Raw genomic sequence first — 21177 nt, forward strand, 5'->3', positions numbered from 1 at the left:
CTCCAATCTATTTTTTAAATAATGATCTGCTCATTATGATAAAATTCTACTTACTTTAATTGTTTATTATATTATACTTCTTAGCAAAATTCAATGAAATTGTGCGGATTTTAGGGATTAAAATCTATACATAAAGAAGGAGCCCAGACAAAGAAGCTTTTTTGTCGCTTCTTTGTCTGGGCTCTCCAGTACCTCACGGCGTATTTACGCCGGGAGGCACTGGTATATACCGAATCAGGATCGCTCTATAAATTCCAATAATTCCCGGACTGTCTCAAAACAATAATCCGGCTTATAAATTGTACTTTCCAGATCTTCCCGCTTCGCTTCACCGGTCAGCAGAAGGCATGTCTGTGCTTTTCCCTCTATGCCGCAGGCGATATCTGTATACAGCCGGTCCCCTACCACCAGGGTTTCTTCTCTTGTAAATCCAGACCGTTCCAGGCACAGTTCGACTACTTCACGGCTTGGTTTTCCAAGATACTTTGGTTTGCGGTAAACGGCTGCCTCCAGCATATTACAGATCGAACCGCAGTCCGGTATAAATCCAAAAGGTGCCGGGCAGCAAAGATCGGGATTGGTGGCAAGATAAGCAACTTCCTTTCGATAGAGCAGCTCACAGGCTTTTTCCAATTTTTGATAGTTTAACTCACTGTCATATGCAGCCAGCACACATGCCACGTCATCTTCCACAGCTTCGGTTACCAAAATGCCTTGTTTTTGTAATTCTGCAATATAAGATTTTGTTCCAAGTACAAATATTTTCTGATTTTGAAAATAACTTTTTAAATAACGGATTGCCATGTATCCCGACGTGACAAACTGCTCTTCCTCAGTGCTAAGATCCCATTTGGCAAATTTTTCAACATAATCCCGATTGCTTTTCGTGGAATTATTAGTAATATAATATGCACTTCCACCGATCTTCTCTATATACTCCAAAAGTTCCCTGGACCCGTCAAACAAGGTATCACCGACGGATAAGGTACCATCGATATCGAATAAAAATAATTTCTTATTACTTAATTCTGACATGAAAATTCCCTCACAGCTAATTCTGACATTTCTTCTAATTCTCCTGTATCAAACAAAAATTGCAGTAGTCCAAAACGGTTACGCAGTTCTTTTGCATATAATACACTGTTTTTTAGTGTTTTATGATCTACTCCGATCTGCGCCGGCTGGAAAGGAGCATCCATTTCTTTTAACATCCCTGCAATTTCATCTGCTTTTGGCAGGGCTGCTATCATTTTTCTGATCTCTTCTTTATGCTTTTCAAGCTCATTTACACGGCTGTGAACAGCATCGTCCGCATTTTTATGTACCTGATTTTCTAACAGGATCACCTGAGGTGCTGCCTGCCTGTATGCTTCCCGAATCAGCTGATCCCATGCATCCCGATGAAAGGAAGCACTTTTTTCCTTCAGATTGTCCAGTTTTTCACCCAGCTTTTCGTACATTCTTAATCCCAGTACCGTACCAATTCCTACTTTTGTCCCATGCAGTGCCCCATGGCTGCCTCCGAATAATGACATCATTTCCCAATAATGGGATAAATGGTGCTCGCTTCCGGATGCCGGGCGGGAATTCCCCACATAACTCATAGCGATACCGGATAAAACCAATCCCTCCATAATGGAACCTATTGCCTCTTCGTCCCGCTCTTTGACTCTTGAAATAGCTGATACTACAGCTTCGATGGAACTGCGGATCAAAGATTCTACATACTCGCAGTAATATTCTCCGGTAACCAGATGGGCCAGTTTCCAGTCTGTTAAACACACGTACTTGCCCAGAATATCTCCTGCACCTGCAGCGATCATAGAAATCGGAGCTTCTTTTAAGATCTCCAGATCTCCGATGATTACTTTTGGTTTCCCAACTTCATATGTGGTCTTCAGATTTTTTACAATCAGCGGAGCTACATTGGAAGCAAATCCATCCATAGAAGGCGCTGTTGCCAAAATAAAATAATCAATATTTAATTTGTAACTGATAAACTTGCAAAGGTCATTGATGGTTCCGGAGCCTACTGCCAGGATCAAATCGCAATTCTGCGGCAAATCAACCAACAGGCTCCCTAATATCCTTTCATCCGGAATCAATTCATCTTCCGGAAACACTACCTTCGTATATTGATATCCATTTTCATTTAATAGAGCGGAGACTGTCTTACCTGCAACCTGCTCCGTATGAATGTCAGATACGACGCAGATATTTTGGTAGTTATAGCGGGATAAAATGCCCGGAAGCTTCTTTAACGCACCCGCTTCTATCAGTATTTCATCAATATCGCAGCGATGTTCTTTGCTGCAGCTGCATGGTATTTCCCTGTTTAAATATTCCTGCCAGTCTTTTATCTTCATAATGGACTCCTTCTTTCCTGAGAAATTTTCTTATGCTGCTACTCTACCCGACTTTTTCTGTTTTGTCAAAGGCGGTATCAAATTATAAATGAAGTCTATTATTAATATTTTAAATTATAAACAGCATAAGATGAAGTCCCACGTATAATCAAACGCGGTTCATATTCCACTCTGTGAACCACATGTTCTGTCATTATCTCTTTTTCTCTCTTCTGGCGTTCCATTTTCTGCATCAGAAGGTTACAGGCATCTTCTCCCTTTTTCCCTGCATAATGATCTACCGTCGTCAGATCAATTCCACGCATCTGGGATGCCAGTATATTGTCACAGCCTACAACCGAAATATCCTTGGGTATTCTGTATTTCTCCTGCAAAAGAGCATCTCTGATTCCAAGCGCTATCATATCATTTAACCCTACGATTGCCGTAATATCCGGCACCTCCCTGATCAGCTCCAGCGTCAGCAGGTAACCCACTTGAAATTCCATATCCATGTTTTGCAGACAGGGGGCTTTTCGTGCCTCATCAGGCTCTTTTATAAATACCTGATGATCTATTCCCGCATTTTCGAATTCTTCTGTAAATCCCTCCTTGCGCCTTAGTCTGGCGGGCTGTTTTTCATTTACAGCAGTCGAAATATACCCTGCTTTCCGATGCCCAAGCTCCAGCAGATATCTGGCTATCATACTGCCAGGCTTCCGGCTGTCCAGTTCTATGGAGTCAACTAATAATTTATTATTTTTTTCACCGATAAACACTACCGGTATTTTCATGGCCATCCGGTTGACCATGTCCGGAAAAGCCGGCATACAGGTATAGATAATACCAGAAGGGCAAAGCTTTTCAAGCCGTTTCAAATATTTCTCTTCTGTCTGCAGGTTCCGGTTCGTCTGGCAGACGAATATATCAAAACGGTTTTTTAAAGCTGCCTGTTCGATTCCGTCAATCAGCATACCATAATAGGGATTGTTTAGATTGGGACATACTACAAAGATTGTCCCTTTCATTCTGGACTGCTGCCTGGCAGATTTCTTTTCCATTGAATATCCTAAATTCCGTGCTGCCTCTTCAACTCTTTCAATTGTCTCTCTGGAAAAAGAAACATTGTATTTCTTATTGAGGATCATAGAAACAGCAGCCTGGGATACTCCCGCTGCTTTTGCTACATCCGTAGCCGTAACTTCTTTTTTATTCATCTTTATACCCCCTGCATATCGCAGGTTCCTCCTGCAATACTGCATTAATAAGTTGTATACCGCAGGCAGCCTGCAATACTGCCAAAATAATACGGATTCTAATGATAAACATGTGGCATCCTTCCCGGAACATAAAGCACTGCAGCAGGGCGTGACTGAATTTTTTATTTATTATGAACGAAATGTATAATACATGATAATCCGGCGCATACTCTCCATATGAAGAATAATTTTATTAAATGCGGCATCTGCGGCTGGTGTCTGGAAATCCTCTGGACCGGCTTTCTTTCATTCCGGCGCAGAGAACTGAAATTAACCGGAAAATCCTCGATCTGGATGTTTCCTATCTATGGCATGGCAGCTTTTATCGGTCCAATTTACCAGCGCATAAATAAAAAAAGCGCTATTTTCCGCGGATTTATCTACACCATGGCCATATTCGGTACCGAATTTCTAACCGGTGCTTTCCTGAAAAAACGTGGTATGTGCCCCTGGGATTACAGCAATGCAAAATTAAATGTAAAAGGAGTAATCAGACTGGACTACGCTCCCTTGTGGTTTGCCACAGGGCTGCTCTATGAAAAAATTTTAAAACGATAAAGGCTGTTGCATACAAACGATGTAACAGCCTTTTTCCTGTCTTCAAACACACTCTAGCCCATATGCTGTCCGCCACAGTCACAGTCCACATTCCCCTGTGCCCCGTCAAAACTGCCGGCAACATCCATGGTATTCAATGTTCTTCGTTTGATTCGTTGTTCCTCAGAAGCTTCCAGAATAAAATTCTTTATCTGTTTTGCATTCTTAATATGTACCAGCGCCAATGTAGGATTCGTTACGTCTCCCCCATAACAATGCACCGTACCAAGTCCAAACAACCGCTCCAGAAGGCTGGTATCCAGCCGTACATCCACAATCTTATACATGTATGCATCATTCTCCTCATGATTTAGCAAACCTGAATTCACTGTAATGTACTCATTCGTAATCGTATATTTTGTGAACGTCCATGGCAGTCCAAAAAACAGCACTCTTTTTTTCTCTACAAACTTCATATATTACCTCCTCCACCGCCAATTACCTTCAAAACCCGGAAACAGGCAGTATTCCATAGTAAATTTCTTCTGAATAAATACCAAAACTTTTGTTTTTATTATATCTCATACGCCCCATAATTGCAAAAGATTTTTCCCCTGTCTAAGCCGCATTTCCCTCCCATTCCTTTTACATTTCAAATCTATTTTGATACCAAGTAATTACTCCGGCTGTAATATAGAAAAAAGCACTTGAAATTCAATACCATCTATTATATGATATTAAAAGCAAATATTCATTGCGCGAAAGGAGAAAACTATGAAACACTTAATGAGTCCTTTAGATTTTAGCGTGGAGGAATTAAATACTATTTTGAATTTAGCTAATGATATTGAAGCCAATCCATCGAAATATGCCCATGCATGTGAAGGAAAAAAATTGGCAACTTTATTTTATGAACCAAGTACCCGAACCAGATTAAGCTTTGAAGCAGCTATGATGAATCTGGGAGGTAATGTACTTGGTTTTTCTTCGGCCGCATCCAGCTCAGCTTCCAAGGGCGAAAGTGTTGCCGATACAATCCGTATGGTCTCCTGCTACGCAGATATCTGCGCTATGAGACATCCCAAAGAAGGTGCTCCTATGGTAGCCTCTATGAAATCTTCTATCCCAGTTATTAACGCAGGTGACGGCGGACACCAGCATCCGACCCAGACACTGACCGATCTCTTGACCATCCGTTCTTTAAAGGGACGCCTTGGCAACCTGACGATTGGATTATGCGGGGACTTAAAGTTTGGAAGAACAGTTCACTCACTCATTCATGCTCTGGTACGCTATACCGGTATCCGGTTTGTACTGATTTCTCCGGATGAACTGCGTGTTCCTGATTATATCCGTGAAGATGTTCTGGAACAAAACCATATGGAATACAAAGAAGTAGTCCGCCTAGAAGAAGCCCTTCCTGAATTAGACCTGCTCTATATGACCAGAGTTCAAGGGGAACGCTTCTTTAATGAAGAAGACTATGTCCGCATGAAAGATTTCTATATTCTGGACAAACAGAAAATGGAACTTGCCAAAGACGATATGCTGGTGCTCCACCCCCTGCCAAGAGTAAATGAAATCTCGGTAGAGGTAGATGATGACCCGAGAGCTGCCTATTTCAAACAGGTACAATATGGTGTATATGTCAGAATGGCATTAATTCTTACCTTATTGGAGATAGAAGGTTGAAAGCCTGCAATACTGCAATGGGTAGAAGGTTGAAAGAAAATTATGATATAGAAAGGATGCCACAGTGTGATTCTTTCAACCTGTTTTATTGTGGCAGTATTGCAGGCAAGCCTGCAATATGCAATGGGTATAAATATGTTAAATGTAGGACAATTAAGTGAAGGCTTTGTACTGGATCACATTGAGGCCGGAAAAAGCATGTCTATCTATCACTATCTGAGACTGGACAAACTGGACTGCTGTGTTGCAATAATCAAAAATGCCCGCAGTAATAAAATGGGAAAAAAAGATATTATTAAAGTAGAATGTCCCATTGATTTGCTGGATCTGGACATCCTTGGATTTATAGATCACAACATTACTATTAATATTATCAAAGATGGAACGATTGTAAACAAAAAAGCACTTTCCCTCCCGGAAAAAATTACAAACGTGATTAAATGTAAAAACCCCCGCTGTATCACTTCTATCGAACAAGGTCTGGATCAGGTCTTTGTATTAACTGATCCGGAAAAAGAAGTTTACCGCTGTAAGTATTGTGAAGAAAAATATACCGGACGTTAATTTGAAAACGTGTATTCGAAAAACGAACTCCGGACATAAAACAGCCGCAGGCAATTAATATGCCTACGGCTGTTTTATGTCCAAATCATTTCAATCTAAAATATTATTAAATATAAGCAGAACGATAAGCCGGGTTATGTCGTGAATGGTCATCTATCTAGGCCTTTTGTCGCCAAAAGGCTCCAGCGACCTACCTAAAGCTGACGGGCCGCCATATGCTTTCGTTCGGTCTTGCTTCGGATGGGGTTTACATATGCCCCTTCTGTTACCAGAAAGGCGGTAGTCTCTTACACTGCCCTTCCACCCTTACCAGTAAAACTGGCGGTTCATTTCTGTTGCACTATCCTTAGAGTTGCCTCCACCGGACGTTATCCGGCATCCCTGCCCTGTGAAGCCCGGACTTTCCTCGTCTGGCACCTTTCGGTCTGCCAGCCGCGACCATTTATTCTACTTACTTTGGGTATTCTACCATCTCTTTTTATTTTTGTCAATGCAGGTAATTCATTTATACATTAACATGCAGATATTTCACTTATACATTAAAACAGCTTCCACCCACAAATTCCCTTAAGATAGAATTATGCGGAATACTCTCACTTGGCATCCCCACAAAATAATCCAAAAACTTTAACAGACGTTTTGCTTCCAAAAATTCCGGCTCATCCGGATCGATACTGAATAATAACGGCTCCGCATAGAGTTTCAGTGCTGCCAGTTCATAGATTAATGCTGAATTGAACATCACATCTGCCTCTTCCTGAAATGGGAAAATATATTTTTCTTCCCCTCTTCTTACAGATGGCCACATACTGATTGTTCCTTTTGCACTGGTTCCTCTGGTTCTTGCGTCCCGGATCATACGCCTTAAAAGCCTTCCATCGGTCGTTGGAATTCGGTTATGTTCATCAATATTAAGCTGGGTAAGTGCGCTGATATAAATTTTAAACTTACTATCCCTTGGCAGGCTGTGGGACAATTGATCATTCAAACAGTGAATTCCTTCCAGAACCAGAATGTCATTTTCACCCAGCTGTTTATAGTTTCCTTTATATTCACGCTTGCCGGTTTTGAAATTATAATGAGGCAGCTCTACTCGTTCTCCTGCAAGCAGCGCGTTCATATCCTGGTTAAACTGTTTCACATCAATTGCTTCCAGGCATTCAAAATTGTGTTTGCCCTCTGCATCCACCGGCGTCTTATCCCGGTCAACAAAATAGTCATCCACGGCAATGGGATGTGGCTTTAAACCATGTGCCGACAGCTGAATCGATAGCCTGTGTGAAAATGTAGTCTTCCCGGAAGAAGACGGACCGGCGATCATCACCAGACGTTTACTTGGATTATTCAAAATCTGTTCCGCCATTTCGCCCATTTTTTTCTCCTGCAGGGCTTCCTGAATCAGAATGAGTTCATTAATCTCTCCATTGACAATCCGTTCATTCAAATCTCCCACGGTAGAAATATCCAGCATTTTCCCCCACTTCAGTGATTCCTTCTGAACATGGAAGATTTTCGTTTCCGGAAGGAATTCCGGTACAACTCTCGGATGACTGCGGGTTGGAAACTGTAAAACAAAGCCTTCGTCATAGAGATGCATATCAAAATATTTTAGATACCCGGTACTGTATACCATATAACCGTAGAAATAATCTTCGAACTCATCCAGATCATAGAGATTAACTGTAGATACCGTACGGTATTTAAATAATTTTTCTTTATCTATCATTCCATAGTGCCGGAACAGGCGTTTGGCATCCGCAATGCTGACATTTCTTTTTGTGATGGGAATATCCTCTTCTACCCGCTTTAACATATAAGCTTTTACATGCTGGAGAAATTCTTTATCCACCTTTAATTTCCCATCCACGGTAAAGTAATAACCTTCGCTTACCGAATAATGGGCGCAGACCTTCTTAATATTCGCATGGCCGCCCATATGATAGATTGCCTTTAGAAGTAAAAGAATCATACTTCTGCGGTATGCGTCAAATCCAATCTTATCCTCTGCCGTCAGAAATGTAAGCTGGCAATCCTCCTCTAATTCCCTGTGAAGTTCCCTTAGTCTTCCATTTACCATGACGAGCAGGATATCCTGTTCATAATGATGTTGATAATCTTTTGCTATTTTGTAGAAACTGGTACCGTAAGGATACTTCTTCTTTTCTCCTCTTGACTCTACTACTGCCATTTGTTCAGCCATATTATCCCCTGCCCCTTTCTGTAATAAAACTTGTATAAATACCCTGTATATGTATTATATGAAATTTTTTGAATTAAATTACTTTATCGAATGAATCCACCAATGCAGAATCACTGAGCGGCAATTCCGGTCCCGGCCCTTTTTTAAATATGATCTTTAACAGAATGGGTGTAATAATCGTTGTAATTACAACGACGACTACAATGGGTCCCAGAAAACTTTTACCAAGCAATCCCAGTTTGGAACCTTTATTTGCTACAATAAGCGCAACCTCACCTCTGGATATCATCCCGACACCGATCCTGGCACATTGATAATTTTTATAATGACATACCTTTGCACCAATTCCGCATCCAATGATCTTGGTCAGTATTGCCACTATAACCAATATCACGGAAAATGCTATAATTTCTCCCGTCATAGCCGGAAGTTCCACCTTTATTCCAATACTGGCAAAAAATATGGGGGAAAGCATCAGATATGATAAGGTGTTGAATCTGGCTTCCACATATTGAGCCCGTTTTGTCCGGGACATGATAAGACCTGCAATAAATGCACCGGTGATATCAGCAACGCCAAAGAAATGTTCTGCAGCGTAAGACATCAGCAGGCAGAATACGAATGCCGCAATTGCATGTCTTTGCAGCCCTCTTTCTGAAGGGTCACTCCACTTTTTATAAAACAGGTAAAACAGATATCCTGCTATCAGAGCCACGATGAAAAATGCAACGATTTTTAATAAAACATAAATCACATTTACAGATGTATCCGCCATACTGGTTACGATTGTCAATGCAATAATGCCAAGGATGTCATCGATAATTGCTGCCCCCAGAATTGCATTTCCGGAACGGGTTTTTAATTTTCCCATTTCTTTCAATGTTTCAACCGTTATACTCACTGAGGTAGCTGTCAGGATAATGCCAATAAATATGTTCTGCAATAACAGGGATGCATTTGCGTCTGATTCAATAACACCCGGCCGGTTAAAGAAATAACCCACTGCAAGCCCTCCCGCCAGCGGTACGATTACCCCTAACACTGCTATGACAAAGCTGGCTTTTCCGCTGCGCTTTAGCTCTTCTATATCTGTTTCCATTCCTGCACAGAACATCAGCACAATTACACCAAGTTCTGCCGTAGCCTGAATAAAATCAGTTTCTTTCAGAATTCCCAGCATCGCGGGACCCATTATCAACCCTGCAAGCAGCGCACCTACTACCTGAGGCATATGATACCTCCTGGTAATCAGTCCCAACACCTTTGTGCTCAATAAAATGAGCGCCAAATCCAACAAAAAACCATAACCATCCATAACACTTTTCTCCTTCTTTCTGTCTCAAAATCCAGTTTTATCTCTGTATTCCTATCTTATCACAAGGCGATATATCCTTTCAATCAAAAAAGGACATAAAAAGGGTTTTTTACAAACTCCTGCTCCACTTCCAGCTGTGGGAAAATTTGTTTTAGATATTCAGCCATCTGTTTAATAAAAATATGTTCCAGTCCATAATGCCCCGCATCTATAATGGAAAGTCCCTGGGAAACTGCATCCAGGCCTTCATGATGTCCGATATCTCCTGTAATCAGCACCTGGGCACCGGATGACAGTGCCGGAGTGATCATACTTTTACCGGATCCCGGAGATATTGCCGCCAGACTGACAATTTTGTCTAAATCACCGAATATTTTTACCGTATCCAGACTAAATGCCTGTTTGACCAGCTCGCCGGCTTCTCTTAAGGTCATTTCTTTTTTTAATCTTCCAACCCTGCCAAATCCCTCTTCCCGGACAGCATTGCCTTCATATCCCCGGTAAGTCACTTCCATTACGGCGGGATCCTGCAATTCTAAGTATTCGGCACTTAAACCTGCCATCATCAGAACATCATAATTTGTATGCATTGAGAAGCAGGATATATCATTTTGTATCAGCCTGATAATTTTTCGTCCCATAAAATCATCTGTATTAATTTTTTTCATTCCGGACATAAGCATGGGATGATGGGTAATCAGCATATCTGCTTTTTTATCAACTGCCGCCTCAATTACTTCATCCGTAGCATCCAATGCTACAAACACTTTTTTAATCTCTTTTTCTCTTCTTCCCACCTGCAGTCCGGGGTTGTCCCAGTGTGCTGCATAAGAAGCAGGATAAATTTCCTCTAATTTTTCTATGATTTCTGTTCCTGTCATGCCATATCCTCCTTTGCTCTGCGAATATACTCCAGTTCCTGTTCCACTTCTGCGAAACGCTGTTTTGCGTGATCCCCATCGTTACCCCGAAGAGTTACCAATACTTTTTCATAAGTCTTCTCTTCTTTATCCAGAAAGGATTTTAAACATTCGTTTTTCTGCTCCAGAAGGAGCCTGCCATATTTAAAATCAATCTCTCTATTGTAATCCATTTTTCCATGTACTGCTTTCATCATGGGATAATATTTTCCTTCATCCAATACCATATTTTCTTCAATGACTGCGAATTGGTTTTCCTGTAAAAAGCGGCGCACAAAAGCGAGCTCAGACTGTGGCTGCAGAATGAGCTCCTTTACACTTTCCAAAACCTCTGATCCTTCGGTCAGTATTTTAATTACCAGGCCTCCGCCCATACCGGCGATAACAACAGAATCCACTTCCCCATTCCGTAGTGCCGCTGCTCCGTCGGAGAGCCTGGTCTCTATGTATTCCTTTAGTCCATGAAGTTCAATATTTTCTTTTGCCCTGTTTAAGGGGCCCTTATTTACATCCATGGCAATTGCATGGGGCACTCTCTGATTCTCAACCAGGTAAATTGGTATGTATGCATGGTCCGTTCCAATATCCGCCAAGCGGCTATTGGAAGTTACCATTTCAGAGACTGCTAACAATCTTTTTGATAACTGCATATGATAACTTCCTTTCTTAATCCAAATAGTCCTTTAGCTTGCGGCTGCGGCTTGGGTGACGCAGTTTACGCAGTGCTTTCGCCTCAATCTGACGAATGCGTTCTCTTGTGACATTAAATTCTTTTCCAACCTCTTCCAGGGTTCTTGCTCTTCCGTCCACCAGACCGAAACGCAGGGATAATACCTTTTGTTCACGGTCAGTCAGTGTATCCAGAACTTCTACCAGCTGCTCCCGGAGCAAAGTATATGCAGCTGCTTCTGCCGGAACCGCAACATGGTCATCCTGGATAAAGTCACCCAGATGGCTGTCATCTTCTTCTCCAACCGGAGTTTCCAAAGAGACCGGTTCCTGGGAAACTTTCAGAATCTCTCTCACTCGCTCCGGTGACATATGCATCACTTCACCTATTTCCTCCGGCTTGGGTTCTCTGCCCAGATCCTGGACAAGCTGCCTGGATGTGCGGATCACTTTATTAATTGTCTCCACCATGTGAACCGGAATACGGATAGTTCTTGCCTGATCGGCAATCGCACGGGTAATCGCCTGACGAATCCACCAGGTGGCATAGGTACTGAATTTATATCCTTTGCTGTAATCAAATTTATCAACTGCTTTGATCAGTCCAAGATTACCTTCCTGAATCAAATCAAGCAGAGCCATACCTCTTCCTGCATAGCGTTTGGCAATGCTCACAACAAGACGCAGATTAGCCTCCGCCAGCTGATGCTTCGCCGCTTCGTCACCTTCTTCTTTTCGAATGGCAAGCTGGATTTCATCTTCTGTGGTAAGCAATGGTACCTTACCGATTTCTTTGAGGTACATACGGACGGGATCATCTGTTCCCACTCCTTCCGGAACGGACAGGTCTATTTCTTCCGGATTGATCTCATCTTCATCATCTAAGATCAACGGTTCTTCTTCGTCATCCGAGATACGCAATACGTCTACTCCATTATTATCCAAATAGTCCAGAATTTTTTCGCACTGCTCTTCGGTGAGGTCAGTGCCTTTGAAAAACTCCTGCACCTCTATATATTCTAACACATTTTTCTTTTTTCTGGCGTATGCTAATAAAGCTTTTAATTTTTCCGTAAAATCCAGTACTTGTTCTTCCATCCTGCATCCTTCCTTTCATAGCTTCCACCGAGATCTCAGGCTTACTAATCAATGCTGTACTGATTACTATTCTGTCCTCAATCCAGGGAAATATGCACTTTTTCAATATCCTGAAGCCTTCGCTTTGCCTGGATAATCTGCTGAAGACCAACAATATCTGTAGGATCCAGATGTGTGGTCTTATACTCGATGCTATTATTCATCACTCTTGCGATTGTCTCTTTTAGTGCTTTATTCATTTCTTCTTTTGTCTCAACGCGGATACTGGTATTAAAAAGTGCAGCGGTTTCTCTTTGCTGCTCAGGATCTGTAAAATGATTAATGATTTTTGCCGGATTTAAAGCACCGTTCTCATACTGTTCAAACAGCATTCCTGCCACTGTATGATACAACTCTGTGGTAAAATCATCCGGTCCTACGTATGGTTTTATCTGTGCAAACAAACCGGGATTTTCGATCAGCCAGGTCAGCAGCAGTTTTTGGGATTTCAGCATCCCATCTTCCTTTTCCGCATTCCGGTTTTTCGGCCTCTGCTTTACTTCCGGTGCTGAAATGCTCTTCATAGCCATACGGTTAACCAATTTTCTGAGATTTTCAAATCCCACATGATACCTGGAGGCAATGGCTTCTATATAATTTTCCCGTTCCAGTTCCTGCTCGAATTCCAGAAGTCTCTTAGCAACCTGATTATAAAAATCGGTTTTGCTTTCCGGGTCATCCATATTATAACCCTTTTGCATCACATCTATTTCAAAAAAGAAACTGTTTACTGCATGATCAATTCGATCCTGAAAAGCCTCTGCTCCAAGAGCTTTGATAAATTCATCCGGATCCTTATATGGCTTCATATCCAGCACTTTTGCTGAAAGTCCCGCTGCTTTTAATATCGGAATAGCCCGAAGTGCCGCTTTCAGACCGGCCTCATCACTGTCATAAGTTAGTACTACCTCTTCTGTGTACCGCTTTAAAAGGCTCGCATGCTGAGTCGTCAGCGCCGTACCTAAAGAAGCTACCGCATTTTTGAATCCTGCCTGGTGCATGGAGATTACATCCATGTAGCCCTCGCAGACCAGGAGATTTTTCTTTCTGGATGTTCTGGCAATGTTTAAACCGTATAGATTACGGCTCTTATCAAATACCTTCGTTTCCGGTGAATTTAAGTATTTAGGCTTTCCATCCCCCATTACACGGCCGCCGAAACCAATCACCCTTCCATTTACATCCATTATTGGGAAAATAACGCGGTTCCAGAATTTATCATACATTCCATGTTTCTCATCCACGTTCATCAATCCCGACTGGCTTAACAGCTCGTCCGAGATCCCTTTCTTTTTCAAATACAGATATAAATCATCACTGTATTTATTTGCAAATCCAAGGCCAAATCCTTTGATGGTCTCATCGTTTAATTCTCTGCCCTTCAGATAATCCATCGCCTGCCTGCCGCACTCCTGGCGAAGCTGGAAATAAAAGTAATTAGCAGCCATTTTATTTAAATCCAGAATACGGCTTTTTAAATCCTGCTGCTTTTTCATTTCTTCATTATATTCCTGCTCCGGCAGATCCACACCTACGCGGTCAGCCAGAAATTTTACAGCTTCCGGAAAGGTGTAATTTTCGTATTCCATAACAAAGGTAAATACATTTCCACCTGCTCCGCAGCCAAAGCAGTAATACATCTGTTTTGCCGGGCTTACTGAAAAGGAGGGAGACTTTTCATTATGGAACGGACACAGTCCGAAATAGGAACTCCCTTTCCTCTGCAGTTTTACATATCCTGAAATTACATCAACGATATCATTTTTTAACCTTATTTCTTCTATCATGTCATCTGAATAAAACATTTTAACTCTCCTTACACCTGCCAGGACTTCGGAATAAAAAGCTCCGAAAACTTATTTATGGAATACTGGTCTGTCATACCAGCTATGTAATCGCACACAACCCGCTCTTCTCTTTCATTTCTTTTTTCAATCAGCTCGAGATATTCGCCTGGCAGCATTTCCAGGTGCCTGGAATAATAATAGTATAATTCCTGCAGCATATTCCTGGCTCTTGCCTCTTCTCCCTTAGCTTTTGGATTGCGGTAAACGTGCTTGAACATAAAGGACCTAAGCCCCTGCATTGCCTCTTCTATATGAGGTGACATAATGATATCCGCTTTATCCTCACTGTTTCTTACAATATCATGAATCAGGGTATTTAACCTTTCCCGGATGGTAAATCCCAAAATCTCCCGATACTCCAGTGGAATATCTTCTTCCCGAAGGATACCGGCACGCTCTGCATCATCAATATCATGATTAATATAAGCAATCTTATCCGAAAGCCGCACAACTTTTCCTTCCAGTGTGTTTGGATCACCGGCGGTTCTGTGATTTAAAATCCCATCCCGCACTTCCCAGGTAAGGTTTAATCCTTTTCCTTTTTTCTCAAGTAACTCCACTACCCGCACACTCTGTTCAAAATGAGCAAATCCCAGCGGGCAGACTTCATTCAACGCACTTTCTCCGGAATGTCCGAAAGGAGTGTGTCCCAGGTCATGTCCCAGGGCAATTGCCTCTGCCAGGTTGTCATTGAGCCCTAATGCCTGTGCAATCGTCCTTGCCGTCTGGGAAACCTCCAGCGTGTGAGTCAGGCGGGTCCGATAGTGGTCTCCCAAGGGAGTCAAAAACACCTGTGTCTTATGCTTCAGCCTGCGAAAAGACTTGCAGTGCAAAATCCTGTCCCGGTCTCTCTGGTATACCGGACGGATATCACACTGTGGTTCATCTCTGTCCCGGCCCCTGGAGTTCTTACTCAAAGATGCATAGGGACTAAAAATCTGTTCTTCTCTAAGTTCTGCTTTTTCTCTGATCGTCAGCACCTGTCTCCTCCTTTTCCAGATCGTGTTTGAAATTGCTTTCCGGCAGCTGTGTGTCTCACTTTTTGGGTGATTCGTTCCAAATGAATTTTCAAACACGCTCTAACATTCTCATACTAAATATATTCCGCAAAAAATGGTTTTTTCCTTTATTTTTCTTTGAAAATTTTACTTATCTGATTTTTTTGGGTTTTTCATCCCGTGAATATTCATTTCTTCGCCATCACTGGTCACTTCCAGGGCTCCATAATCCGTGGTGGAATAATAAGTCACCCCGGCCATCCGAAGACGATTCAGAAGTTCTTCATGGGGATGTCCATAACGGTTTTCTTTTCCATAGGACAAGATACCTATCTGGGGACGAACTTTATCCAGAAAGGCGTCTGGTGTGCTGTTTTTTGAACCGTGGTGTGCAACTTTTAAAATATCAGCCCTTTTCAATTCCTTTGATCCCATTAACTCTTCTTCTCCCTTTCCTTCCACATCTCCTGCAAGAAATATACGAAAATTTTTATAGGTCATTTGCAATACCATAGAATTTTCATTTCTGTCTTCCGAATTTGCATTCCCAGAAGGATGAAGACAGGAAAAAGAAAACCTGCCATTTAAAATTCTATCACCTTTTTGAAAATATAGAACCTTTATTTTATTTTTTTTCGCTAAATTTTCAATTTCCAGATATTCTTCATCCTTTTTTGCCAATTTTGGCAAGATCAGATGCCGGATTGACACTCCGGAGGCATTATCTCCTGCTAAGTTTAAAGCATATGCCTGCAGTAGTTCCATAATTCCATTTATATGGTCGGCATCCATATGGCTGATAAAAAGATAATCCAGTTCCTGAATCCCCCGGCTTTTAAGAAAGGGCTCAATCCTTTTACTCCCTACCAGTTTTACATCACTGCTGCCCCCGTCAATGAAACAATTTATTCCTCCGGGCGACTGGATACAGATGCCATCCCCCTGCCCCACATCCAGAAAGGTAATTCTCATCCCTGTTATGGGCTGTCTGGAAATCAGAAAGAACATAAATGCTGTTCCCCATACCCACTTTACAACCTCTCCATACTGTTTATTTTGTTTAATCAGACATAAGGCCAGTAAAATAAGATAATATAAAATAATCTGCCATAATTGGGGTTTTCCAATGATCACTTTTGCAAATGGCAGCTGCAGTACCGCAACACAGAGGTATTTATACAGTCCTAATATATAATAACAGGGGGAGATCAGGAAGATACCCGCCGGAATAGAAATAAGACCAGCTATACCGCCTGCAATGCCAAATCCCAATACGAGACTCATCAGCGGGATCACGATCAGGTTTAAAGCTACTCCATACAGGGGGATTTCAAAATAAAAGTATAACACAATGGGAACCGTTGTAAGCTGAATCGCCATGCTGACCAGAAATGATTCCAGCAGTTTATTTTTACTGGAGAATATATCCCGCATCACAGGTGCCAGTACAGCTGCACCAAGTACTGCCAGAAAAGATAATAAGAAGCCTGCATCTGTCAGGTACCGCGGATTCTCTATTAAAATCATTACCGCAGCCAGCGCAAGTGCTGACACAATATCATAAGTCCTGCCCAGAATCCCCGCCAGCAGGTACATCAGGAACATAATAACCGCACGGGTGGTGGAAACGCCAAATCCCGTCATCAAGCCGTATGCACACATCGTAATTCCTGCTGCTCCCCCGGATATGTACCAGGAAATCCCCAGTTTGCGCAGTAGTTTGTGTAAAGCGATTCCCAGCATGGAGATATGCAGACCGGAAATTGCCAAAATATGAGCGATCCCGTTATCTTGATATAAGCTTTTCACTTCCGGGTCAAGTTCCTTTTTTTCTCCCAGCAGCATTGCGGTCAGTACAGAGGCATTTTCTTCCCCTGCTACTTGAAGAAACGTCCGTTTAAAGCGTTGTCTCATGTCCCACAGAAACTGCCGGATATGCCAATACTTACTGCCGGTATCATTCACTTTTCCCTTATTCAGAACCATCTGGATTCCTTTAATTTCATAGTACTTTTTTAAATCAAACTGTCCCGGGTTTCCCGGCTCTTCCATTTCCCGGCAGATCCCGGTTACTTTTAGTAAACTGCCAGCCTTATACATTGTTACATCGTCGGTAAATATAAGAATTTGTTTTTGTTTTGGAATTTTATAAGATTTCGATTGATAAATAATAGAATTGTTTTTCAGATATAATTGATTTGATGTGGCGCTTTGTTCCTGTTTCACAAGCCGGCCTGTGACGGTTATTTTTTTGTCATAAAGCCGGGAGGTCCAGGATGAATTTTCATTCATCCCGTACTTCCCGCTGACCAGCAGCCAGCCGATCACCAGAAAACAAATGACACAAAGCGGTCTTCTTGTCACTTGTCACTCTCCTTTGTGGTATCCGTTTCCTGCTTCAGATTTGGATCAATCCCCATGGTTGGTTCATGAACACTGGAATCATTTTCTGTTCCGGTCATATCCGTATCTGCCTGGCTGTCAGGTACGGTACTCTCTTGTTTAGTACCCTCTACCTGCATGATAATATCTTTGCTGCGTTCAAACGGCACTTTGAAACTAATCTTATCCCGGTATTGCACTTCGGCATTTCCGCCTATCTGCATCTGGACTCTGGTAATTTTACAGGAATCAATGATTGAATTAACCATGGCATAAATTGTGACCTCCGGTAAAATTTCCCTGTCTAAAAGAATCTTATTAAAGCTTTCATCAAAATTAATGGTACAGCTTTCCTTATCAGCCAATACACTCGACACTTTCGTATTAGCGGGTAAAACGGGCTGAAGCTTTGTATTAACCGGGCCTGCAATCAGCTGTTCCAAAACTACCTTTTCCAGGGTTGTGTTTGTTGAGTAATGCACATTACGCATCTCTTTTACCAGCCTGGTACCGTCTTCATTTGCAAAATATAATGTCAGTGACGCATATTGATAGGAATTGATCCCCTTTCCTTTTGTATCGATAAAGGTGTCTGCATTCATTGGACCAATAGGATTGCCCGTATCGTCCATCAGTTCCTGGTCACCAATCTTGAAGACTACATCATCCACGCCTTCGATTTGAACCAGGGTTTTCACTATTGCAGCCCTCATAAGCACTTCTGTTACATTGTTCATTTTCTGATAAGCATCATCAAATGTTAAGATCAGCTGTTTACCCTCCAGCAGATACCCCGCAATATGAACATCTTTTGGGATAGCACTTCTATGCTCCATTGGAGACGGATCAGCCTTTAGCTTATCCAGCATCTCCCGGATCATGTCTTCCGGGTTGGCAGAGGAAGCCTTATAATTTTCTTCTACCAGTTTTGTTCCTTCGCTGTTTGTACAGTAAATCTTCAGATTTGCCTGCTCTGTCATCTTTTTTGTACATCCGGACAAAGCCAGCAGCACTGCTGCAATCAGCAATAGTTTAAAGAAATTCTTCATGTTGTATCTCCCCATTATCCTACATAATTCAAAGGAATCCTAACGGTAAAAGTCGTCCCTTCTCCCTCTTTACTGTATACTTTAATCGCACCCCGGTGCATTAGTATTGCATTTCTTGTAATAGCAAGACCAAGACCCGTGCCTCCGATTTCCCTTGAATGTGATTTATCCACCCGGTAGAACCGTTCAAAAATATGTTCCTGGGATTCTTCGGGTATACCCATTCCGGAATCCTCTACTTTCACATAAAAATACTTATGGTCTACGTTGATGGACACATGAACCCATCCGCCTTCCTTGTTATATTTAATCGCGTTTTCTACAAGATTAGATACTGCAAGAGTCAGCTTTGTTTCATCCACTTCTGCCGATACCGGACGGAAAGTTTCCAGAACCAGCTCGATATTGCGTTTTGCTGCAATGGGCCGCAGTCTTTTTAAAATGAGCTCTAATAATTCATTGATATTTGTTGGCTGTATATTCAGATCCGAAGCCTTTTTATCCAGCTTAACCAAAGAAAGCAGATCGTTGATAATTTTATTTTCCCGATCAATTTCTTCTGCAATATCTGTCATAAATTCCTTGTACAGTTCATTTGGAACTTCTTCCTGCATCAGAAGAGAATCAGCCAGTACTTTCATGGAGGTAATGGGTGTTTTTAACTCATGGGAGACATTGGATACAAATTCCTGCCTGGAATCATCCAGCGCCTTCATACGGCCCAGCATTTTATTGTATGCCTCCGACAGCTGCTGTGTCTCCGTATAGTCTAAAAGCTTGATATCGTCTTCCAGAAATCCCCCGGTAAGCTCTTCCAGAGATTGCGTCACTTTACCAAATGGACGCACCAGAATCTTGGATGTGTAGAATGCAATTCCAATAACGCAAAGAGCCAAAACAATCTGCAGTACGAATACCTGTCTGCCTAATAAATCCCTTGCATCTTTAATATCCTGAGTGGGCGTGCTTACAATCATAACGCCGATTAATTCTTTGGTAACTGCATCTTTTACAGGGACGGTCATTTCGATAAATTCTCCGTCTTTATCATAATGGAGGGTATCTTCCCCTTTAAAACTCTTGATCAGTTCCTCTGATACGATAAATTTTTTCTCGTCAATCCCGTATGTATCTTTGATGACCCGCAGTTGATTATTTACAATCACCACACGTCCGCTGTACAGATTTGCCAGTTGTGCCAGTTCATTATCAATGACAGGCGATGAATTCCCCTTAAAATACATCGAATCGCTTAATTGGTCCGCGATATTATTGCACTGGTTTTGAACCATTTTCCCCCGTTGCTGAATAGACTGGTTTTCATAGCTTTTCAGAATCCCGAATTTCAGGACCATAATCGGCAGCATTCCAACCAGACAGAAAATTACAAATATGCGCACTTGAAGGCTCTTGGCATATTTCTTGATAAATTTATTGTTAAAAATCCCTCGCACGTCTCATAATCCCCTCGTTTTTTCTAAGCAGGGACGATGCACACAGATGCCTCGTCCCCTCTTCACAGCCCTGCTCCAGAGCCTGTCTGAAAATGTGTCTGAAAACTAATGCTGAAAATAATAACCAACGCCCCACTTTGTGTGAACATACTTTGGCTCACTTGGATTTATCTCTATTTTTTCACGCAAACGTCTGATATGTACATCCACTGTTCTTACATCGCCCGGATATTCATATCCCCATACGATGTTCAGAAGATTTTCTCTGCTGTATACTTTGTTTGGGTTAAATACAAGCAGTTCCAGGACATCGAATTCTTTTGCCGTAAGATTAATTTCTTTCCCGGCTATGCTGACTCTTCTTCCTTCACAGTCTAATACCAGGTCACCTACTTCAACCATTCTGCCTCTGGTCGATGCCTCTGCCTTTTTAGCCGTACGCCTGATGATTGCCTTGATCCTTGCCTTTACCTCCAGAATATTAAACGGCTTTGTGATATAATCATCTGCTCCATATTCCAATCCCAGAATTTTATCCATATCGTCACCTTTTGCAGTTAGCATTACAATCGGAACACTGGAAAATTCCCTGACTTGCTGGCATACCTCAAATCCATCCAGCTTTGGAAGCATGACGTCTAAAAGCATAATATCATATTCATTCTCTCTTGCAAGTCTGACCGCTTCTTCTCCGTCATATGCACAATCTACATCCATGCCATCCTGCTCCAGACTGAAACGAATCCCTTTTACGATTAACTTTTCATCATCAACAACTAATACTTTCTTTCCCATGCTTCATTCTCCTT

General features: G+C 41.9%; 18 protein-coding genes and 1 other RNA gene. 3 read left to right on the forward strand and 16 right to left on the reverse strand.

The features are described 5' to 3' along the window. Nucleotides 1-234: 234 nt before the first annotated feature. The 3 genes from RHS_RS00685 to RHS_RS00695 all read right to left on the reverse strand — a co-directional run bounded on the left by RHS_RS00685 (nucleotide 235) and on the right by RHS_RS00695 (nucleotide 3562). A complete protein-coding gene (locus tag RHS_RS00685) occupies nucleotides 235-1035 on the reverse strand; it encodes an HAD-IIA family hydrolase (RefSeq protein WP_044289401.1) in 801 nt (266 codons plus the stop codon). Further along, the gene (locus RHS_RS00690; protein WP_047832080.1) at nucleotides 1023-2366 is read right to left on the reverse strand and encodes a sn-glycerol-1-phosphate dehydrogenase; all 1344 of its coding nucleotides are present in this window, start codon (nucleotides 2364-2366) and stop codon (nucleotides 1023-1025) included. The genes RHS_RS00685 and RHS_RS00690 overlap by 13 nt, the downstream gene beginning before the upstream one ends. Before the next feature lie 101 nt (nucleotides 2367-2467). Beyond that, nucleotides 2468-3562: a LacI family DNA-binding transcriptional regulator gene (locus tag RHS_RS00695; RefSeq protein ID WP_044295911.1), complete on the reverse strand. Its 1095-nt coding sequence runs from the start codon at nucleotides 3560-3562 to the stop codon at nucleotides 2468-2470. A gap of 219 nt (nucleotides 3563-3781) precedes the next feature. Between RHS_RS00695 and RHS_RS00700 the strand changes: the two genes are divergently transcribed. Beyond that, on the forward strand, nucleotides 3782-4162 hold the full coding sequence (locus RHS_RS00700; RefSeq protein WP_027294332.1) for a hypothetical protein: 381 nt from the start codon (nucleotides 3782-3784) through the stop codon (nucleotides 4160-4162). A gap of 53 nt (nucleotides 4163-4215) precedes the next feature. Here the strand turns inward: RHS_RS00700 and RHS_RS00705 are convergent, their stop codons facing one another. Then, nucleotides 4216-4617, reverse strand: coding sequence for a PH domain-containing protein (locus tag RHS_RS00705; RefSeq protein WP_027294333.1), 402 nt, complete (start codon nucleotides 4615-4617; stop codon nucleotides 4216-4218). A 298-nt stretch (nucleotides 4618-4915) separates the two neighbouring features. Between RHS_RS00705 and pyrB the strand changes: the two genes are divergently transcribed. Both pyrB and RHS_RS00715 read left to right on the forward strand, forming a co-directional pair. Next, a complete protein-coding gene (gene pyrB / locus RHS_RS00710; RefSeq protein ID WP_027294334.1) occupies nucleotides 4916-5833 on the forward strand; it encodes an aspartate carbamoyltransferase in 918 nt (305 codons plus the stop codon). A gap of 135 nt (nucleotides 5834-5968) precedes the next feature. Next, nucleotides 5969-6397: an aspartate carbamoyltransferase regulatory subunit gene (locus tag RHS_RS00715; RefSeq protein WP_047832135.1), complete on the forward strand. Its 429-nt coding sequence runs from the start codon at nucleotides 5969-5971 to the stop codon at nucleotides 6395-6397. A 109-nt stretch (nucleotides 6398-6506) separates the two neighbouring features. Here RHS_RS00715 and rnpB read toward each other — a convergent pair. The 12 genes from rnpB to RHS_RS00770 all read right to left on the reverse strand — a co-directional run bounded on the left by rnpB (nucleotide 6507) and on the right by RHS_RS00770 (nucleotide 21163). Further along, an RNA gene (gene rnpB, locus RHS_RS01295) (RNase P RNA component class A) lies at nucleotides 6507-6851 on the reverse strand. A gap of 78 nt (nucleotides 6852-6929) precedes the next feature. After that, a complete protein-coding gene (locus RHS_RS00720; RefSeq protein WP_027294336.1) occupies nucleotides 6930-8597 on the reverse strand; it encodes a nucleoside kinase in 1668 nt (555 codons plus the stop codon). A 73-nt stretch (nucleotides 8598-8670) separates the two neighbouring features. After that, complete coding sequence (locus tag RHS_RS00725) at nucleotides 8671-9912, reverse strand: cation:proton antiporter (protein WP_027294337.1); 1242 nt, start codon at nucleotides 9910-9912, stop codon at nucleotides 8671-8673. Nucleotides 9913-9995: 83 nt separating this feature from the next. Continuing rightward, the gene (locus RHS_RS00730; protein ID WP_047832081.1) at nucleotides 9996-10793 is read right to left on the reverse strand and encodes a Nif3-like dinuclear metal center hexameric protein; all 798 of its coding nucleotides are present in this window, start codon (nucleotides 10791-10793) and stop codon (nucleotides 9996-9998) included. After that, nucleotides 10790-11482, reverse strand: a complete 693-nt coding sequence (locus RHS_RS00735; RefSeq protein WP_027294339.1) for a class I SAM-dependent methyltransferase — start codon at nucleotides 11480-11482, stop codon at nucleotides 10790-10792. Before RHS_RS00735 ends, RHS_RS00730 begins: the two co-directional genes overlap by 4 nt. Nucleotides 11483-11498: 16 nt before the next feature. Further along, complete coding sequence (gene rpoD / locus RHS_RS00740; RefSeq protein ID WP_027294340.1) at nucleotides 11499-12599, reverse strand: RNA polymerase sigma factor RpoD; 1101 nt, start codon at nucleotides 12597-12599, stop codon at nucleotides 11499-11501. Between the two features lie 77 nt (nucleotides 12600-12676). After that, on the reverse strand, nucleotides 12677-14443 hold the full coding sequence (dnaG, locus tag RHS_RS00745) for a DNA primase (RefSeq protein WP_047832082.1): 1767 nt from the start codon (nucleotides 14441-14443) through the stop codon (nucleotides 12677-12679). Between the two features lie 11 nt (nucleotides 14444-14454). Beyond that, nucleotides 14455-15462 carry a deoxyguanosinetriphosphate triphosphohydrolase gene (locus tag RHS_RS00750; protein ID WP_027294342.1) on the reverse strand — a complete coding sequence of 336 codons (1008 nt, stop codon included), beginning with the start codon at nucleotides 15460-15462 and terminating at the stop codon, nucleotides 14455-14457. 168 nt (nucleotides 15463-15630) lie between these two features. Further along, entirely contained in the window at nucleotides 15631-17847 is a 2217-nt protein-coding gene (locus RHS_RS00755) for a DNA internalization-related competence protein ComEC/Rec2 (RefSeq protein WP_395020906.1), read from the reverse strand. Then, the gene (locus RHS_RS00760; protein WP_395020908.1) at nucleotides 17844-18914 is read right to left on the reverse strand and encodes a GerMN domain-containing protein; all 1071 of its coding nucleotides are present in this window, start codon (nucleotides 18912-18914) and stop codon (nucleotides 17844-17846) included. Before RHS_RS00760 ends, RHS_RS00755 begins: the two co-directional genes overlap by 4 nt. A gap of 14 nt (nucleotides 18915-18928) precedes the next feature. Beyond that, entirely contained in the window at nucleotides 18929-20314 is a 1386-nt protein-coding gene (locus tag RHS_RS00765; protein ID WP_330377211.1) for a HAMP domain-containing sensor histidine kinase, read from the reverse strand. A gap of 159 nt (nucleotides 20315-20473) precedes the next feature. Beyond that, nucleotides 20474-21163, reverse strand: coding sequence for a response regulator transcription factor (locus tag RHS_RS00770; RefSeq protein ID WP_027294344.1), 690 nt, complete (start codon nucleotides 21161-21163; stop codon nucleotides 20474-20476). Between the last annotated feature and the right edge of the window lie 14 nt (nucleotides 21164-21177).

The sequence above is a fragment of the Robinsoniella sp. RHS genome (assembly GCF_001029355.1).
GTDB lineage: Bacteria > Bacillota > Clostridia > Lachnospirales > Lachnospiraceae > Robinsoniella > Robinsoniella peoriensis.

Coding starts and splice junctions, on each gene's coding strand:
- RHS_RS00685 (WP_044289401.1), bottom strand. CDS start 1,035: ATGTCAGAATTAAGTAATAAGAAATTATTTTTATTCGATATCGATGGT.
- RHS_RS00690 (WP_047832080.1), bottom strand. CDS start 2,366: ATGAAGATAAAAGACTGGCAGGAATATTTAAACAGGGAAATACCATGC.
- RHS_RS00695 (WP_044295911.1), bottom strand. CDS start 3,562: ATGAATAAAAAAGAAGTTACGGCTACGGATGTAGCAAAAGCAGCGGGA.
- RHS_RS00700 (WP_027294332.1), top strand. CDS start 3,782: ATGAAGAATAATTTTATTAAATGCGGCATCTGCGGCTGGTGTCTGGAA.
- RHS_RS00705 (WP_027294333.1), bottom strand. CDS start 4,617: ATGAAGTTTGTAGAGAAAAAAAGAGTGCTGTTTTTTGGACTGCCATGG.
- pyrB (WP_027294334.1), top strand. CDS start 4,916: ATGAAACACTTAATGAGTCCTTTAGATTTTAGCGTGGAGGAATTAAAT.
- RHS_RS00715 (WP_047832135.1), top strand. CDS start 5,969: ATGTTAAATGTAGGACAATTAAGTGAAGGCTTTGTACTGGATCACATT.
- RHS_RS00720 (WP_027294336.1), bottom strand. CDS start 8,597: ATGGCTGAACAAATGGCAGTAGTAGAGTCAAGAGGAGAAAAGAAGAAG.
- RHS_RS00725 (WP_027294337.1), bottom strand. CDS start 9,912: ATGGATGGTTATGGTTTTTTGTTGGATTTGGCGCTCATTTTATTGAGC.
- RHS_RS00730 (WP_047832081.1), bottom strand. CDS start 10,793: ATGACAGGAACAGAAATCATAGAAAAATTAGAGGAAATTTATCCTGCT.
- RHS_RS00735 (WP_027294339.1), bottom strand. CDS start 11,482: ATGCAGTTATCAAAAAGATTGTTAGCAGTCTCTGAAATGGTAACTTCC.
- rpoD (WP_027294340.1), bottom strand. CDS start 12,599: ATGGAAGAACAAGTACTGGATTTTACGGAAAAATTAAAAGCTTTATTA.
- dnaG (WP_047832082.1), bottom strand. CDS start 14,443: ATGTTTTATTCAGATGACATGATAGAAGAAATAAGGTTAAAAAATGAT.
- RHS_RS00760 (WP_395020908.1), bottom strand. CDS start 18,914: ATGAAGAATTTCTTTAAACTATTGCTGATTGCAGCAGTGCTGCTGGCT.
- RHS_RS00770 (WP_027294344.1), bottom strand. CDS start 21,163: ATGGGAAAGAAAGTATTAGTTGTTGATGATGAAAAGTTAATCGTAAAA.